The sequence below is a fragment of the Streptomyces sp. NRRL B-1347 genome, assembly GCF_000720325.1.
Lineage (GTDB): Bacteria > Actinomycetota > Actinomycetes > Streptomycetales > Streptomycetaceae > Streptomyces.
Genome location: NZ_JOJM01000031.1, coordinates 28879 through 44529 on the forward strand (window position 1 = coordinate 28879; position 15651 = coordinate 44529).

Genomic DNA, 15651 nt, shown 5'->3' on the forward strand with positions numbered 1-15651 from the left:
CGCGTACGCCCCCGCGTGCTGACACGGCCGCCCATCCTGCCCTACCCGAGAGAACCCTCCGCACCGGGCCCCACCTGCGTTCTTCTCGCCGGTGCCGCCCGGCGGACGAGGGCCGCGTGGCTCAGGTCCGCGGCGGCCAGCACCTGTTGCAGGCGGCGCAGCGAGACGTGGTGGGCGTCGGCGACGGTCTGCGGGGTCAGGCCCGGGTCGCCGAGGTGCTGGTCGATGAAGGAGTGGGCGGGGGCGACGAGGGACCGCTGCCGGCTCTCGGGCGGCAGCGCGTGCGGGCTGCCGAGTTCGTGGGCCAGCAGGGCGGCAAGCAGTTCCAGGGCGGTGTCGAAGAGGCCCAGGGACTCGGCGTCCCCGCACGGGGTGCCCGGCCGGAGGGCCTCGTGCCCGCCGCTCCTGTGCCAGGCCTGGAACGGCTGCGAGGAGTCGAGCAGGACCAGGTCACCGGCGCCGAGGACGGCTTGCCTGCCCGCTTGGCCGAAGCCCGAGTCACCGCTCCGGACGATGTCGAGCACGTACTTCTCCGGATCGGACCGGCGGACGAGGTTCCGGGTGCGCTCCGCGCGGACCGCCGCCACCGTGGTGCTCGCCCCTGACCTCCCCCGTGGCCCGCGTCGACGGGCCGTCGCACCACCATGCGCGCGCCCGCCTTGGGGGAACCTTGGGCGGAGCCGCAACGCTCCGGCGGAGCCCGGCGTTCAGGCGACGAGGCGCAGGGCCCCCTCCGCCACGCCCACCCGCACGCTCTGCCCCCACCCGAGCTCGAGGGCGTCGTGCTCCATGCCGTCGCCGAAGGCGACGAGGCGGTCGGACTCGGCGGTGAGCCACAGGCGTTGGCCGGAGAGCAGCTCGCCGCGGACCAGGGAGGTGCCGGTCGCGGGGGACGGCCAGGCCTCGCGGACGAACCACAGCAGGCGCGGGTCGGTCGCGCCCGGGAGGCCGGGGCCGTCGGCGGACTGCTGCCACAGCGACCGCAGCCAGCCGGTGGCCCCGGTGCCGGTGCCGATGACCACGCCGGAGGAGGCCTGGGCCTCCGGGCCCGACGGGCTCGACGGGTCCGGCGGGTCCGACGGGCCCGCGGCGGAGCTGAGGCGGTAGCGGGCGGTCTGGTGCCCGGCGGCACCGACGTAGATCTCGTTGAGGGCGCGCAGGCGCTGGCCGTCGTCGGTGACGGCCTCGGCCATGGTGAGCTCGGCGGCCCCGGCCGCGCCCGCCGCCGCGTGCGGGAGCAGCTTCGCGGTGTCGGCGGGCCGGTGCCGGACCAGGACGCCCGGGTTGCGCCCCGGTTCGGCGTCGACGCCGATGACGGGCTGGCCCGTCAGGTACTTGGCCGCGTTCGCGACGAGGCCGTCCTGCCCGACCACGACCACCACGTCCTCGGGCGCGAACAGGAACCGGTCGAGGTCCGCGCGCTCCACCCGGGTGTGCCGCCAGCGCAGCGGCACCGCGGCCGCCACGTCGGCGAGGGCGCGGTGGGTGCGCCGGTGCCGCTCGGCCACCTCCTCGATGGCGCGCCCGCGCGAGGTCAGGAAGAACGCCGCGTGCCCGTGCGTGCCGTGCCGGGCGACCAACTCCTCGTACTCGGTGCGCCGGTGGACGAGGACGGCGCGCGGCGCGAGGCTCATGACCGGGCACCGCCGTCCTCCGCGGCGCCGTCCCCGGCGTTCCCGGCGTTCCCGGCGCCCCCGGAACCCCGGCCGAGGCGGGCGAGCAGCCCGGTGACCACGTCCGGCGACAGCGTGAGGCTCTCGATGCGCGGCACGTTCTCGGCGAGGCGGGTGGCGGCCAGGGCGTGCAGGGTGGCCGCGTCGGCGCTCGCGTGCGCGGCGAGCCAGGCCGTCTGCGCCGCCGCGCGGGCCTCGCCGACGGCGCGGGCCGCCTCCGCCTCGGCCTGCGCGATCCGTACCGTACGGGCCGCCTCCGCCTCGGCGCGCACGGCGTCGGCGGCGGCGTTCTCCTCCGCCTCGCGGCGCGCGTTGGTGCCGCGCTGCTCGACCAGGCGCTCCTCCTGGCGGGCGAGTTCGATGCGGCTCGCCAGCTCGTTCTCGGCGATGGCGCGCTCGCGCTCGACCGCCACGGCCCGGCGCTCGTACGTCGCCCGGTCCGCGTCCTGCTGCACGCGCTCGCGCGCCGGGGTGCGCAGGGCCCGCTCCACCTCGGGCTCGGGCCGGATCGCGACGACGCGTACGGCGACGACGTCGAGGCCCGTCGCGGGCAGCCGAGGCTCGGCGGCGAGGCCTTCGGTCACGCGCTCGCGGACCGCCGTGACCCCGTCGGCGAGCGCGGTCGCGAGCGGCGTGCGGGCGAGCAGGTCCAGGGCGTGCTGCTGCGCCGACTCGGTGAGCAGGGTGGACAGTTGCTCCAGGGGAGCGGACCGCCAGGCGCCGGTGTCCGGGTCCACGGAGAAGTCGAGCCGGGCCGCCGCGAGCGCCGGGTCACTGATCCGGTACGTCACGGTGGCCTGCACGGTGACGTCCTGGAAGTCGGCGGTGCGGGCGTGGAAGACGACCGCCAACTCCCGGTCGTCGACGGGCACTTCGGACAGGGTGGCGCTGAGCGGCCGGAACCAGAAGCTGAGCCCCGGCCCGTCGTGGCGCAGCCGGCCGCCTTGGTGGTGGCGGATGTGGGCGGTGGGCGCGGAGCGCAGATGGCGCAGGCCGAGGCGCCGGGTGATGTCGGCCATGGTGGGACCTCCCCGTTTTCGTCATGTCGACGATATGGGGTCGACCGTTTATCGTCAAGGTGACCCGAAAGGGGTCGCGGCCGGGTCGGGCACCGCCCGCGGCCGCCGCTCTTCCGCCCGGTCCGGTCGGGCGCCGCCCGCGGCCCGCCGCTCACTCCCTCCGCCCCACCCCCGCGTACAACGGCACCCGCGTCCCGTCCCGCACCTCCCCGACGCCGAGTTCGGGCCGCCAGTCCGGGGGCTGCACCAGGCCCGGCGCGAGGAGCGCGCACCCGGTGAAGAACCGCTCCGTCTGCGCCCGGGTGCGCGGCACGAGCGCGACCCCGCCCGTCGTGTACTGGTCCACGGCCTCGCCGACCCACGCGGTCTCCTCGTCGCCCGACAGCTGCGAGAGCACCAGATGGCTGCCGGGCGCGAGCGCGTCGACGAGGCGCGCCACGACGGCGTGGGCGCCGTCGGTGTCGCCGTCGCCGTCGGTGCCGGTGCCGGTGCCGGTGTCGGGGAGGAAGTGCGTCACGGCGACGAGCGAGAGGGCGACCGGCCGGCTGAAGTCCAGCACCTCCGCGGCGCGTTCGAGGATCAGCTCGGGATCGCGCGCGTCCGCTTCGACGAACGCCGTGGCACCGGCCCCGGTACCGCGGAGGAGCCCCGCCGCGTGCACCCGGACCAGCGGGTCGTGGTCCACGTACACGACCCGCGCGTCGGGTGCGAGGTCCTGTGCGACGCGGTGGAGGTTCGGCTCCGTCGGGATGCCGCTGCCGATGTCGAGGAACTGGCGTACTCCGGCCGGGCCCGCGAGATGACGCGTGGCGCGCTGCATGAACCAGCGGTTGTGCCGGGCGCCGTACCTGGCGGTCGGGTCGAGCGCCACGATCCGCGTACCGAACTCGGCGTCCGCCGGGTAGTGGTGGGCGCCGCCCAGGAACCAGTCGTAGACGCGGGCGGGGTGCGGCCTGCCGGTGTCGATGCCGTCGGCGTCGAAGGGCGCTGCTGCCATGCGGTAACTCCTCCTGGATGTGGGGGCGTTCGGGGTGCCGCCCGAGCGGAAGTCCGTGCGCGAAGGCTGTGCGCGAAAGTCCGTGCGCGGGGTCTTCCCGTCGGCATTTCTTTATGCAACTCTCCTACCAAATCCCGGCCGCGACGGGCTTCCACCCGTCAACGGGGCTGCTCCACCACGACTTCCGGGGTGCAGAAGTGATGCGAAAACGGACGCGCGGCCACGACCTGGCCGGGCTGCGCCGCCTGAACACCACCGTCATCCTGCGCGCCCTGCACCGCCGCAGCCCCCAGACCCTCGCCGAACTCGCCGCGGGCACCGGCCTGTCCCGGCCCACCGTCGAGGCCGTCCTGGAGGACCTCGTCGCGCGGGCCTGGGTCACGGAGGCCGCGGCGGGGGAGCGCGCGCGGGGCCGTCCCGCGCGGCGGTTCCGCTTCCGGAGCGAGGCCGGGCACGTGCTCGGCGCCGACATAGGGTTGCACAAGATGGTGCTGCTCCTCACCGACCTCGGCGGCACCGTGCTCGCCGCCGAACGCGCCGACATCGACCCGAAGTTGGGCGGCGGCCCCCGGCTCGAACTGCTCCAGCGCGCCATGGACGCCTTCCTCGACGCCCACGCCGTGCGCCGCGACACCGTCCTCGCGCGGTGCGTCGGCGTGCCCGGCGTCGTCGACGCGGGCGGCTACCTCACCTCCGTCGTCGTACCCGAGTGGTCCGGCGTGGACCTGCGGCGGCTGCTCTCCGACGGCGAGCCGGGCCACACCCTCGTCGAGAACGACGTGAACCTCGCCGTGCTCGCCGAGCGCTGGCAGGGCGCCGCGACGCTCGCGGGCGACGTCGTGTGCGTCCTCACGGGCCACCGCGTCTCGTGCGCCCTGACCATCGGCGGGCGGCTGCACCGGGGCGGCCGCGGCGGCGCGGGCGAGCTTGGCCTGCTGCCGCTGCTCGGCCTCGACACCGCGCAGGAGGCGCTCGCCTGGCCCGGGCCGCGCCGCCCGGGCGAGTCCGAGGTGGCCGCGCTCGCGCGCGCCGCGGACGCCGCGGAGCCGCGCGCCCTCGCCGCCCTCGCCGACTTCGCCGAGCGGCTCACGCCCGGCGTCGCCGCCCTCGCGCTCGCCGTCGACCCCGAGCTGATCGTGCTCACCGGCGGCGCGACACCCCTCGGCACGCACCTCGTGCCGCTCCTGGAGGAGCGGCTCGGCCCGCTGACGCTGCACGTGCCGAGGATCGCGGTCAGCTCGCTCGGCGAGCGCGGCGTGGCCCTCGGCGCGGTGCGCAAGGCACTCGACCTGGTGGAGGAGGAACTGCTCACGGACACGGCCGACTAGGCGAGCCCCGGCGGCCCCACCTCAACCCCACTCGCACCCCCATCCCCACCCGAAGCGGAGGCGCGTATGCGCAGGAGGACCCTCCTCTGCTCTGGTCTCGCGGCGGCGTCGGCACCCGCGCTCGCCGCCTGCGCGGACCAGGGCGGCGGCAGCGAAGGCGGCGGCCGCACCACGCTCTCGTACGGCATGTGGGACCCGGCGCAGGTGCCGGGCATGCAGCGGATCATCGCGGCCTTCAAGCAGCGGAACCCCGGGATATCCGTGCGCATCGAGCTCACCCCGTGGGCCAGCTACTGGACCACGCTGAAGACCGCGATGCGCGGCGGCACCGCCCCCGACGTGTTCTGGATGAACGCCGTCAACTTCCAGCTGTACGCGGCCCACGGCGTCCTGGAGCCCCTCTCCGAGCGCATCGCGCGCGACGCGACCCCGCTGGACCGCCACCCGGCGCAGCTCGTACGGCTCTACGCCTACGACGGGACCCAGTACGGCATCCCGAAGGACTTCGACACCATCGGGCTCTGGTACAACAAGGCCCTCTTCGACAAGGCGCGCGTCCCCTACCCCGACACCACCTGGACGTGGGACGACCTGCGTGACGCGGCCGCCGAACTGACCGACCCGCACGAGCGCGTGCACGGCTTCGCCGCCGAGATGCAGCGCCAGATCGTCATCTACCCCTGTGTCCACGGAGCGGGCGGCTACGTCCTGCGCGACGGCCGCTCCGGCTTCGGCGACGACCGGACCATCGAGGGCCTGCGCTTCCTCACCGACATGATCGACCGCGGCTGGTCGCCGCCGCAGAGCGCCATGGTGGAGAACATCGGCCGGGTCCGCTTCTGGTCGGAGAAGACCGCCATGGTGTACGACCTGTCGGCGATGGCCGGGCAGATGTACGCCGTGCCCGCCCTCAAGGACCACGCGGGCGTCACCGTCCTGCCCAAGGGCCGCGAGCGGGCCACCGTCATCCACGGCCTGGCGAACGTGGTCTCCGCCAAGAGCGGCAGGAAGGCCGCCGCCTGGAAGTTCGTGCACTTCATGGCGGGCCGCGAGGCCGCCGAGATCCAGGCGAAGTCCGGCGTGACGATCTCCAGCTACGCCGGCACCCAGGACGCCTGGATCACGTCGATGCCGGAGTTCGACCTCCGGCACTTCATCGCCATGAAGAAGTACGCCGTCCCCTACCCCAGCTCGAAGAACACCGCCGTCTGGGAGAACCTCCAGTACCCGCTCCTCGGCGCCGCGTTCAGCGGCAAGGGCGGGATCGAAGGGGCCGCCCGCACCCTGGGCGAGCAGATGGACCGGGCCCTGAAGGAGGAGCGTGACCGATGAGCGTCTTCCCCGCGACCGCCGCCGCGAAGGCGGCCGACCGGCGCGCCGCCAGGGACGCGGGCACCGGGCCCGCGAGCCGCGACCAGCGCACCGCCTACCTGTTCATCGCCCCGCTCGGCCTCGGCTTCGCGCTCTTCTACTTCTGGCCGATGCTCCAGACCTTCTACTTCAGCTTCACCGAGTTCGGCCCCTTCGGCGGGCACACCTGGATCGGCGGCGACAACTACGCGCGCGTCGTCAAGGACGTCACCGTCTGGCAGGCGCTCGGCAACACCCTCGTCTACTGCGGCATCGGCCTGACCGCGCTGCCCCTCGCCCTCGTCATCGCCTCCCTGCTCAACCGCCGCGGCCTGCGCGCCGTGCCGCTCTACCGCGCCCTGTACTTCGTGCCGTTCGTGACCCTGCCGGTGGCCGTCGGCCTGGTCTGGAACTGGCTCTACAACGGCGACTTCGGGCTCCTCAACGAGGTCCTCGGCTGGTTCGGCGTGGACCGCCGCTACTGGGTCTCCGACCCCTCGACGGCCGTCTTCGCCATCGGCACCGTCATGGTCTGGTCGACCACCGGCTACTACTTGATCATCTTCATGGCGGGGATGAAGGGCATCCCGCGGGACTACTACGAGGCCGCCGAGCTGGACGGCGCGGGCGCGGTGCGGCGCTTCTTCACCATCACGCTGCCGCTGCTCAGCCCCACGATCTTCTTCGCGTCCGTGATCTGCATGATCCAGTCGCTCCAGGTGTTCGACCTGATCTACATCATGATGGGCGAGAAGAACCCGGCGGTCGGCGACACCCAGTCCGTCGTGGGCCTGTTCTACAAGTGGGCGTTCATCGAGAACGCCCAGGGCGCCGCGGCCGCCCTGGCCTTCCTCCTGATGCTGCTCATCGCGGGCCTCACCTACCTCCAGTTCCGGCTCCAGAGGAGGTGGGTGCACTATGGGTGACCGCAGCCGCCGCCCCCGGCCGAGCCCGGGCTCCGTCGCGACCCACGTGGTGCTCTCCCTCGGCGCGCTCGTGATGGTCTTCCCGTTCTTCTGGCAGCTCCTGACCGCCCTGAAGTCGCTCGCGGAGGTCTCCCGGGTCCCGCCGACGTTCCTGCCCGAGGACTGGAAGTGGGCGAGCTTCGACGAGGTGTTCACGGCGCTGCCGTTCCGCGAGATGCTCACCAACAGCGCCCTCAGCACCCTGGGCCGCACGGCGGGCCAGCTCGTGTTCTGCTCCCTGGCCGCCTACGCGTTCGCGCGGATGCGCTTCCGGGGCCGCGACCTGCTCTTCGGCCTGTTCCTCTCCGTCCTGATGGTGCCCAGCTCCCTGCTCGTCCTGCCGCAGTACGACATCATCCAGAGCTTCGGGCTCCTGAACTCGGCGCCCGCGCTCTTCCTGCCCGGCATGTTCAGCGCGTTCGGCACCTTCCTGCTGCGCCAGGCCTTCCTCGCGCTGCCCAGGGAGCTGGAGGAGGCCGCCCGCATCGACGGCGCGGGCTCCTTCCGGATCTTCTGGTCCGTCATGCTGCCGCTGATCAGGCCCGCCCTCGCCGCGCTCGCCGTCATCACCGCGATGGCGGCCTGGAACGACCTGCTGTGGCCGCTGATCGTCAACACCGACCCCCGGGCCATGCCGATCAGCGCGGGCCTGACCTCCCTGGAGGGCCAGTACGAGACCAACTACCCGGTGATGATGGCCGGTTCCCTGATCGCGAGCCTGCCGATGCTGCTCGTCTACGTCTTCCTCCAGCGGCACTTCGTGCAGAGCGTCGCCGCCTCCGGAGTGAAGGGCTGAGGCCGCGGCGGAGTTGACGTAACAGAACCCCCGGCCTGCACGAGGATCCCGGCACGCACGAGAACCGCGGCACACACGGGGACCACGTCCCACGCACAGCGAGAGGAGCCACCTTCCCCATGCCACCGCTTCCCATCGGCCTGCTCGGCGCGGGCGGCATCGCCCGCGCCCATCTGCCCGGCTGGCTGGAACTGGGCGCCACCGTCGTCGTCCACACCCAGGACGGTTCGGGCGAGAAGCTCGCCGCCGAGTACGCGGGGCGCGGCCACCCCGTCACCGCCGTGCCCACCCTCGACGAACTCCTGGAGCGCTCCCGCGCCGTCGACGTCTGCACCCCCACCCCCACCCACAAGGACCTCGTGCTCGCCGCCGTCGCCGCCGGACGGCACGTGGTCTGTGAGAAGCCGCTCGCCCTGACGGCCGCGGACGCGGCAAAGATGGCGGCCGCCGCCACCGCCGCGGGCGTCCTGCTGCACCCCGCGCACGTCGTGCGCTACTTCCCGGCGTACGCGGCCCTGCACGAGGCCGTCGTGCGCGGCGACCTCGGCCGGCTAGCCGTCCTGCGCTTCAGCCGCGCCAGCGCCCGCCCGCAGTGGGCGCCCTGGTTCGGGGACCCCGCCCAGTCCGGCGGGGTGCTCATGGACCTGATGGTGCACGACATCGACGTCGCCCGCTGGATCGCGGGCGAGGTGGTGCGCGTGCACGCGCGGACGCGCGGCACCGAGCTCGCCACCGGAACGCCCGCCGAAGTCGTCACCGCCACCGCGGTCCTCACCCACGCCTCCGGCGCGATCAGCCATGTGAACGGCCTGTGGGGGCTGCCGGACCAGCCGTTCCGCACCACGTTCCGGGTCGCGGGGGCCGACGGGCTGCTGCACCACGACTCGGCCGCCGTGCCCGGCTTCCGCATCACCGCGCAGGGCGTGCGCCCCCCGAACGAGGGCATCCCGTCGACGCCCATGACCGAGAGCCCCTACCTCACCCAGCTGCGCGAGTTCGCCGCCTCCTGGGACCACCCCGGGCTCGTGCCCCGGGTGCGCGCCGACGACGGCGTCGCCGCGGTGCGCGTCGCGCGGGCCGCCATCGAGTCGAACCGCACCGGCCGTGCCGTGTCCCTTGAGGAGGACATCCGATGAAAGTCGCCGTCCTGTCGTTCGCCCACGTCCACGCGGCCGCCTATCTGCGGCTGCTGCGGGACCTGCCGGGCGTGGAGGTCCTCGGCAGCGACCCGTCCGCCGCGTCCGCCGCGCCCGGCGAGGTGCGCGGCCGCGCGTTCGCCGCGTCCCTGGACGTGCCGTACGCCGACACCTACGAGGAGGCCTTCGCCTGGCGGCCCGACGCCGTGGTGGTGTGCTCGGAGAACGCCCGCCACCGCCCGCTCGTGGAGCTGGCCGCCGCGCACCGCGTCGACGTGCTGTGCGAGAAGCCGCTCGCGGCCACCGCGGCGGACGGCGAGGCGATGGTCGCCGCCTGCCGCGCCGCGGGCGTGCGCCTCGCGGTCGCGTACCCGGTGCGCTTCAGCCCGGCGTACGCGGCCGTCAAACGCGCCGTGACCTCGGGCGACACGGGACGGGTGCTCGCCGTGTCCGGCGCCAACAACGGGCACATGCCCACCCGCGCGCGCCGCTGGTTCGCCGACCCCGGGCTCGCGGGCGGCGGCGCCCTGATGGACCACACCGTCCACATCGCCGATCTGCTCGACGACCTGCTCGGGGCCCGCGCCGTGGAGGTGTACGCGCAGACCAACAACCTCCTGTACGAGGACGAGGTCTCCGTCGAGACCAGCGGCCTGGTCACCGTCACCTACGACAACGGCGCCGTCGCCACCATCGACTGCAGCTGGTCCCACCCGCGCTCCCACCCCTCCTGGGGCGGCCTCGAACTCACCGTCGTCGGCGAGCGCGCGACCCTGGAGATGGACGCCTTCGACCAGAAGGTGCACGGCTTCAGCGAGCGCCACGGCCGCGGGGTCGAGCTGCCCTTCGGCGTCGATCTGGACGCGCGGATGCTGCGCGCGTTCCTCTTCGGCCCCGGCGCCGACGGCATGGACGTCGCCGACGGCGACGGCGGTCTGCGCACCCTGCGGATCGTCGAGGCGGGGTACGCCTCGGCGCGGCAGGGGGTGCCGGTGCCGGTCTGAGGACGCCGCAGGGGCGCGGCGGCAGGCGCGGCTACTGCGCCAGCGGATGCGAGTGCCGCCCCGTGGCCTCGTCGATCTCCGTGTGGGCCTTGCCGAGCAACTGCGAGGCGCAGTCCATCAGGGCCCGCGCGCCCGCGATCTCCTCTCCGACCCTGAGCTGCTCGGGGTCGGAGGGGTGGCGCATGGCGTAGCCGCGCGCCCGCAGCTCCGTGCCGTCCGCGAGCCGCAGCAGGGCCGCCGCGCTGGTGCGGTGGCCGTCCTCCTGGAATTCGAGCTCTACGTGCCATCCGACTGGCGTGGTCATGACGGGTCACCTCCCGGGGGTCACCCCCCGTACCTCCAGGGTGCGCCCGGCACGTACGGAAAGCGAACGCGGTCGCCCCCGGCGGGACCCCTGGCGGGACGGCCCCCCGGCGGGGCGGCGGGCGCCGGTGCGGTCAGCCGCCGAAGAGCTGCGTCCAGTACGTGCCCGCCGAGCCGCCGCCCGCGAAGCCGACGCCCAGGTGGGTGAAGGCGGGCTTGAGGATGTTCGCCCGGTGTCCCGGGCTGTTCATCCAGCCCTCGACGACCTCGGCGGGGGAGCGCTGGCCGCAGGCGATGTTCTCCCCGACCGCGCGGTGGGGGCTGCCCGCCGCGGCGGCGCGGTGCCAGGGCTCGCTGCCGTCCGGCGCGGTGTGGGCGTAGAACGCGCGGGCGATCATGTCCGCGCTGTGGGCCTGCGCGGCCGCCGCGAGCCGGGGGTCCGGTGCGAGGGGCCGCAGCCCGGCGGCCGCCCGGTGGCCGTTGGTGAGCCTGAGCACCTCGGCCGTGGACCGGGCGAGGCCCTGCGGTGTGAGGGGCTCGGCCCACAGCGCCGTCCAGAACACGTCTCCGGAGCGGCCGTCCGGCACCTGCCCGAGGCCGACGTGGGTGTATGCCCGGTCCAGGATCGTGCGCCGGGAGCCGCCGTCGCCCAGGCAGTAGTCGAGGAGGTCGGCAGGGGTGGGCGGGCCCGACACCAGGTGCTCGCCGATCGTCAGATAGGCATAGCCTCCCGCCGCCACGCGCTGGTACAGCGAGGTGCCGTCCGCGCTCTCCGAGCCGAGGGCCCCGCGCGCCGCCATGCCCGCCGCGTGCGTGCGGGCGGCCTCGGCGAGGCGGGCGTCCCACTGGACGGGCGGGGCACCGGCGGCCGCACGCGCGGAGTTCACCCGGGCGAGGAAGTCCTGGAGGGGGCCGGGTGGTGCCGATCCGGCAGGGCCGCGCGCGGGTGCGTACGCCGGGGGCGGCGGGGCGGCGGGCGCCGCCGTGGCGCGGGGGCGGGGCATGACGACGGTGATCGCCTCGCTCGCGGCGCGGCCGCCCGCCGCGGAGCCGGCCCCGCCCGCGGCCGCACCGGTCCCGCCTGCCGCGCCGGTCCCGCCCCCCGCGCCGGGTCCGTCCGCCGCCGCGGGCTCCTCCGTCACTTCGAGGCCGAAGTCCCGTGCCACCCCGGCGAGCCCTTCCGCATACCCCTGGCCGATCGCGCGCAGCTTCCACGCGGTGCCCCTGCGGTAGATCTCGGCGAGCAGCAGCACGGTCTCCTGCCGTGGGCGCGGCGGTGCGAACCGCGCGACCGTCTGCCCGCGGGGGCCGCCGACCTGGAGCACGATCGAGGGCAGCCGGTCCAGCGGCGTGTCGGGCTCGGCCGGGCTGACCACCAGGGTGACGCGGCTCGCGCCGGGGCGCAGACGGTGCGCCTCGACCGTGAGCGTGTCCCCGGCGAGGCGGGTGCCCGGGGCCGCGGGCTGGTTGTAGAACACGAAGTCCGCGTCGCCCGCCACCTTGCCGCTGTCGCCGGTGATGAGGGCGGACAGGTCGAAGGGGCCGGGCACGCGGAGCGTCAGGGTGCCGTCGGGCAGGGGCGTATTGCCTCCCGGGACCAGCTCGATCATGGGCGCCGCCTGTGGGTCGGGTCGGTGGTGCCCGTCTCGGCCGGGCGCTGTCGGGTGAACGCGCGGGCCCGCCGCCCGGGTTCCCGTGCCGTCGGACCGCTGGCGGAGCGCGGTGTCACCTCCGGGGCCGACGCCGCTCCCGCGCGCGGCGGGGACGCCTCCGCACGCCTGCGACCGGAGCCGGATTCGGCACGCGGCGCGGCGGTATTAGCGTGGACCCCGCACAGGGCGATCCCCTGCGCACCGGCAAAACCGGCAAAACATGACGAATAAGTCAAGACCCGACAGGATCCGAGGTGCCCGCCCCATGCCCAGGCGTACGGAGTTGATCGAAGGACTCATGCAGCGGCATCCGCTGGTGCCGCGCGAGGCCGTGATCAAGGAGGACCTGCTGCGCGGTGGCGTGGCCTTCGACGAGTCGGCGCTCAGCGACAGTGCCAACGAGGCCTCCGGCGACGTCAAGCCGAAGTCGTACTTCATCTTCTCCTTCGACCACGGCACCCTGCCGGAGCTCGGCGCCGCGGCCCTGCGCCGCCCGCCGGAGGAGATCGTGCTCACCGGCGGCCCCTACGAGCTGCGCCGCACCGTGGTGTCGGTGCGCGTCAACCCCTCGTCCCCGTACCGCGTGGCCGCCGACGGCGACGGCGTGCTCGGCCTCTACCTGGACGGCCAGCGCATCTCCGACGTCGGCGTGCCGCCGATGCCGGAGTACTACCGGCACAAGCTCGCGAACGGCAAGTCGGTCATGGAGGTGGCGCCCACCATCCAGTGGGGCTACCTGATCTACCTCACGGTCTTCCGGGTCTGCCAGTACTTCGGCGCCAAGGAGGAGTGCCAGTACTGCGACATCAACCACAACTGGCGCCAGCACAAGGCGGCGGGCCGCCCGTACACGGGCGTCAAGCCCGTCGACGAGGTCCTGGAAGCCCTGGAGATCATCGACAAGTACGACACCGCGAAGACGTCCACGGCGTACACGCTCACCGGCGGCGCCGTCACCTCGCAGATCGGCGGCAAGGACGAGGCCGACTTCTACGGCCAGTACGCCAAGGCCATCGAGGAGCGCTTCCCCGGCCGCTGGATCGGCAAGGTCGTCGCCCAGGCGCTGCCCAAGGAGGACGTCCAGCGCTTCCACGACTACGGGGTGCGCATCTACCACCCGAACTACGAGGTGTGGGACCGCCGCCTCTTCGAGCTGTACTGCCCCGGCAAGGAGCGCTACGTCGGCCGCGACGAGTGGCACCGCCGGATCCTGGACTCCGCCGAGGTCTTCGGGGCGCGCAACGTCATCCCGAACTTCGTGGCGGGCGTCGAGATGGCCGAGCCGTTCGGCTTCACGACCGTCAACGAGGCCATCGACTCGACCGTCGAGGGCCTGCGCTACTTCATGGCGCACGGCATCACGCCGCGCTTCACCACCTGGTGCCCGGAGCCCACGACGCCGCTCGGCAAGGCCAATCCGCTGGGCGCGCCGCTGGAGTACCACGTGCGGCTGCTCCAGGAGTACCGCGCGACGATGCAGGAGTTCGGGCTCTCCTCGCCGCCCGGCTACGGCCCCGCGGGCCCCGGCAACGCGGTGTTCTCGGTCAGCTCCTTCATGGACAGCCTCCCGGCCGAAGAGGCGGCGCCCGAGGCGCCCGAGAAGGTGTAGCGCGCCGCGGGCGCGGTGCCGGATCGATTCAGCGGCCTCTTCCGGGTGACGGGGTGGATATCGGGACATCGCGGAGGGCAGCTCTGCGGAGGATCACCCACTTCGTACGCAGAAAGGCTGTTCATGCGCCGTATCGCTGCCCTCGCCGTCGGAACGCTCGCTCTCCTCGGGGCGGTCGCCGCACCCGCGAGCGCCGTCCCTGACCCGGTGGCCACCGTCGACTGTGCCGTCCAGGAAGTGACGGGCCTCGTGGACCTGGCCAACCTCGGTGTCCCGACCGAGGTGCCGGGCACGGGGTGCCTCGCCCCGTGAGCTGAGCGGGCGGGCGAGCGGGCCCCTTCTCCCGCTCGTCCGCTCCGGGACCCCGGCCCTTCGGCCGGGCCGCTGTGCCTACACTGCGGCCACAAGATCCCGAAGGGTCGGAGGCACCCGTGAACGTGACCGTGATCACCGGTGGCAGCCGTGGCATCGGCGCCGCCGTCGCCCTGCGGCTCGCGCAGGATGGCCATGACATGGCCATCGGCTACCGCTCCGACGCCGAGGCCGCCGAGCGGGCCGCCGACGCAGTCCGCGCCACCGGGCGCCGCTGCGTCACCGTCGCCCTCGACACGGCGGACGAGCACGACGTGGACCGGCTCTTCGACGCCGCCGCCGAACTCGGCCCGGTCACGGGCCTGGTGAACAACGCGGGCGTCAGCGGCCCGAACGGCCCCCTCGCCGAGGCCGACGCCGAGGGCATGCGCCGCGCCCTCGACGTGAACGTGCTCGGCTATCTGCTCTGCGCCCGCCGCGCCGTGCGCGACATGACCCGCACCGGCGGCGGCGCGATCGTGAACATCTCCTCGGCCGCGGCCACCCTCGGCAGCCCCGGCCAGTACGTCCACTACGCCGCGACCAAGGCCGCCACGGACGCGCTGACCGTCGGCCTGGCCAAGGAGGTCGCGGGCCTCGGCATCCGCGTCAACTGCGTGGCCCCCGGCATCATCTGGACCGAGTTCCACGAGGACCCGCAGCGTCCGGCGAAGCTCGCCGACGTCATCCCCATGGGCCGCTCCGGCCGCCCCGAGGAGATCACCGGCGCCGTGTCGTGGCTCCTGTCGGACGACGCCTCGTACGCGACGGGCGCGGTGCTGCGCGTCGCGGGCGGGATGTGAGGGGCGCAAGGGCCCACGAGGGCAGGGGAGAACAGACCGTGGAACTGCGTACCGTTCGCCTCACCGACGACGTCGTCCTGCGCCCGGCGGCCGTCGCGGACGCCGCGGCCCTCGCCCGCGCCTACGACCGCAGCCGCGCCCACCTCGGCCCGTGGGATCCGCGGCGCCCGCCCGAGTTCTTCACGACGGCCGGTCAACTGGCCCTGCTGCGCACGTACGAGCAGGAGCTCGCGGACGGCCTTCGGGCGCGCTGGCTGCTGTGGGACGAGTCCGGGGCGCGCGACGGCGAGGAGGCCGTCGTCGCCGGCGGCATCGCGCTCTCCAACATCGTGGGCGGCCCGCTCCGCAGCGCCAGCCTCGGCTACTGGACGGACGCGGCGTACGCCGGGCGCGGCCTGGCCACCGCCGCCGTGACCGCGGTGTGCGCCGCCGCCGACGCCGAGCTGCGGCTGCACCGCGTGGAGGCGGGCACCCTCCTGCACAACGCTGCCTCGCAGCGGGTGCTCGCCAAGTGCGGCTTCACGGAGTACGGCCTGGCCCCCGCCTATCTGCACATCAACGGCGCCTGGCAGGACCACCGGCTGTTCCAGCGCATCCTCAACGACCGCGAGCCGTAGGGCGGTTCGCGCAGCGCCCGGGTTTTGTCACCCGGGTACCTAGACCCG

Annotated in this window: 16 protein-coding genes; 10 read left to right on the forward strand and 6 right to left on the reverse strand. The window is 74.2% G+C overall.

All coding sequences use genetic code 11. From position 1 onward, the window contains the following. Window positions 1–41: 41 nt before the first annotated feature. The 4 genes from IG74_RS0124675 to IG74_RS0124690 all read right to left on the reverse strand — a co-directional run bounded on the left by IG74_RS0124675 (window position 42) and on the right by IG74_RS0124690 (window position 3689). Window positions 42–587 carry a hypothetical protein gene (locus IG74_RS0124675; protein WP_030681382.1) on the reverse strand — a complete coding sequence of 182 codons (546 nt, stop codon included), beginning with the start codon at window positions 585–587 and terminating at the stop codon, window positions 42–44. Window positions 588–707: 120 nt separating this feature from the next. Continuing rightward, entirely contained in the window at window positions 708–1634 is a 927-nt protein-coding gene (locus IG74_RS0124680; protein WP_030681384.1) for an inorganic polyphosphate kinase, read from the reverse strand. Beyond that, complete coding sequence (locus IG74_RS0124685; protein WP_051855279.1) at window positions 1631–2692, reverse strand: SPFH domain-containing protein; 1062 nt, start codon at window positions 2690–2692, stop codon at window positions 1631–1633. The genes IG74_RS0124680 and IG74_RS0124685 overlap by 4 nt, the downstream gene beginning before the upstream one ends. A 151-nt stretch (window positions 2693–2843) precedes the next feature. Then, the gene (locus IG74_RS0124690; protein ID WP_030681390.1) at window positions 2844–3689 is read right to left on the reverse strand and encodes an SAM-dependent methyltransferase; all 846 of its coding nucleotides are present in this window, start codon (window positions 3687–3689) and stop codon (window positions 2844–2846) included. A gap of 200 nt (window positions 3690–3889) precedes the next feature. Here IG74_RS0124690 and IG74_RS0124695 point away from each other — a divergent pair, with 200 nt between their 5' ends. The 6 genes from IG74_RS0124695 (at window position 3890) to IG74_RS0124720 (ending at window position 10268) form a co-directional block, all read left to right on the forward strand. Further along, entirely contained in the window at window positions 3890–5017 is a 1128-nt protein-coding gene (locus IG74_RS0124695) for an ROK family transcriptional regulator (protein ID WP_030681393.1), read from the forward strand. Between the two features lie 66 nt (window positions 5018–5083). Then, window positions 5084–6349, forward strand: a complete 1266-nt coding sequence (locus IG74_RS0124700; RefSeq protein WP_030681396.1) for an ABC transporter substrate-binding protein — start codon at window positions 5084–5086, stop codon at window positions 6347–6349. Next, the gene (locus tag IG74_RS0124705; protein WP_030681400.1) at window positions 6346–7293 is read left to right on the forward strand and encodes a carbohydrate ABC transporter permease; all 948 of its coding nucleotides are present in this window, start codon (window positions 6346–6348) and stop codon (window positions 7291–7293) included. Before IG74_RS0124700 ends, IG74_RS0124705 begins: the two co-directional genes overlap by 4 nt. Then, window positions 7286–8128, forward strand: coding sequence for a carbohydrate ABC transporter permease (locus IG74_RS0124710; protein WP_030681403.1), 843 nt, complete (start codon window positions 7286–7288; stop codon window positions 8126–8128). The genes IG74_RS0124705 and IG74_RS0124710 overlap by 8 nt, the downstream gene beginning before the upstream one ends. 119 nt (window positions 8129–8247) lie before the next feature. Beyond that, window positions 8248–9264: a Gfo/Idh/MocA family protein gene (locus IG74_RS0124715; RefSeq protein WP_030681404.1), complete on the forward strand. Its 1017-nt coding sequence runs from the start codon at window positions 8248–8250 to the stop codon at window positions 9262–9264. Beyond that, window positions 9261–10268 carry a Gfo/Idh/MocA family protein gene (locus IG74_RS0124720; protein ID WP_030681407.1) on the forward strand — a complete coding sequence of 336 codons (1008 nt, stop codon included), beginning with the start codon at window positions 9261–9263 and terminating at the stop codon, window positions 10266–10268. Before IG74_RS0124715 ends, IG74_RS0124720 begins: the two co-directional genes overlap by 4 nt. Before the next feature lie 31 nt (window positions 10269–10299). Here the strand turns inward: IG74_RS0124720 and IG74_RS0124725 are convergent, their stop codons facing one another. Further along, the gene (locus IG74_RS0124725; RefSeq protein ID WP_030681411.1) at window positions 10300–10572 is read right to left on the reverse strand and encodes a DUF1876 domain-containing protein; all 273 of its coding nucleotides are present in this window, start codon (window positions 10570–10572) and stop codon (window positions 10300–10302) included. Window positions 10573–10705: 133 nt separating this feature from the next. Next, window positions 10706–12181 carry a CAP domain-containing protein gene (locus IG74_RS0124730; protein WP_030681414.1) on the reverse strand — a complete coding sequence of 492 codons (1476 nt, stop codon included), beginning with the start codon at window positions 12179–12181 and terminating at the stop codon, window positions 10706–10708. A gap of 307 nt (window positions 12182–12488) precedes the next feature. Here IG74_RS0124730 and IG74_RS0124735 point away from each other — a divergent pair, with 307 nt between their 5' ends. The 4 genes from IG74_RS0124735 to IG74_RS0124750 all read left to right on the forward strand — a co-directional run bounded on the left by IG74_RS0124735 (window position 12489) and on the right by IG74_RS0124750 (window position 15603). Further along, window positions 12489–13832: a radical SAM protein gene (locus IG74_RS0124735; protein WP_037825997.1), complete on the forward strand. Its 1344-nt coding sequence runs from the start codon at window positions 12489–12491 to the stop codon at window positions 13830–13832. 123 nt (window positions 13833–13955) lie between these two features. After that, on the forward strand, window positions 13956–14144 hold the full coding sequence (locus tag IG74_RS0124740; protein ID WP_030681420.1) for a hypothetical protein: 189 nt from the start codon (window positions 13956–13958) through the stop codon (window positions 14142–14144). Window positions 14145–14263: 119 nt separating this feature from the next. Beyond that, complete coding sequence (locus IG74_RS0124745; protein ID WP_030681421.1) at window positions 14264–14986, forward strand: SDR family NAD(P)-dependent oxidoreductase; 723 nt, start codon at window positions 14264–14266, stop codon at window positions 14984–14986. A gap of 38 nt (window positions 14987–15024) precedes the next feature. After that, entirely contained in the window at window positions 15025–15603 is a 579-nt protein-coding gene (locus IG74_RS0124750; protein ID WP_037825998.1) for a GNAT family N-acetyltransferase, read from the forward strand. The last annotated feature ends 48 nt before the right edge of the window (window positions 15604–15651 follow it).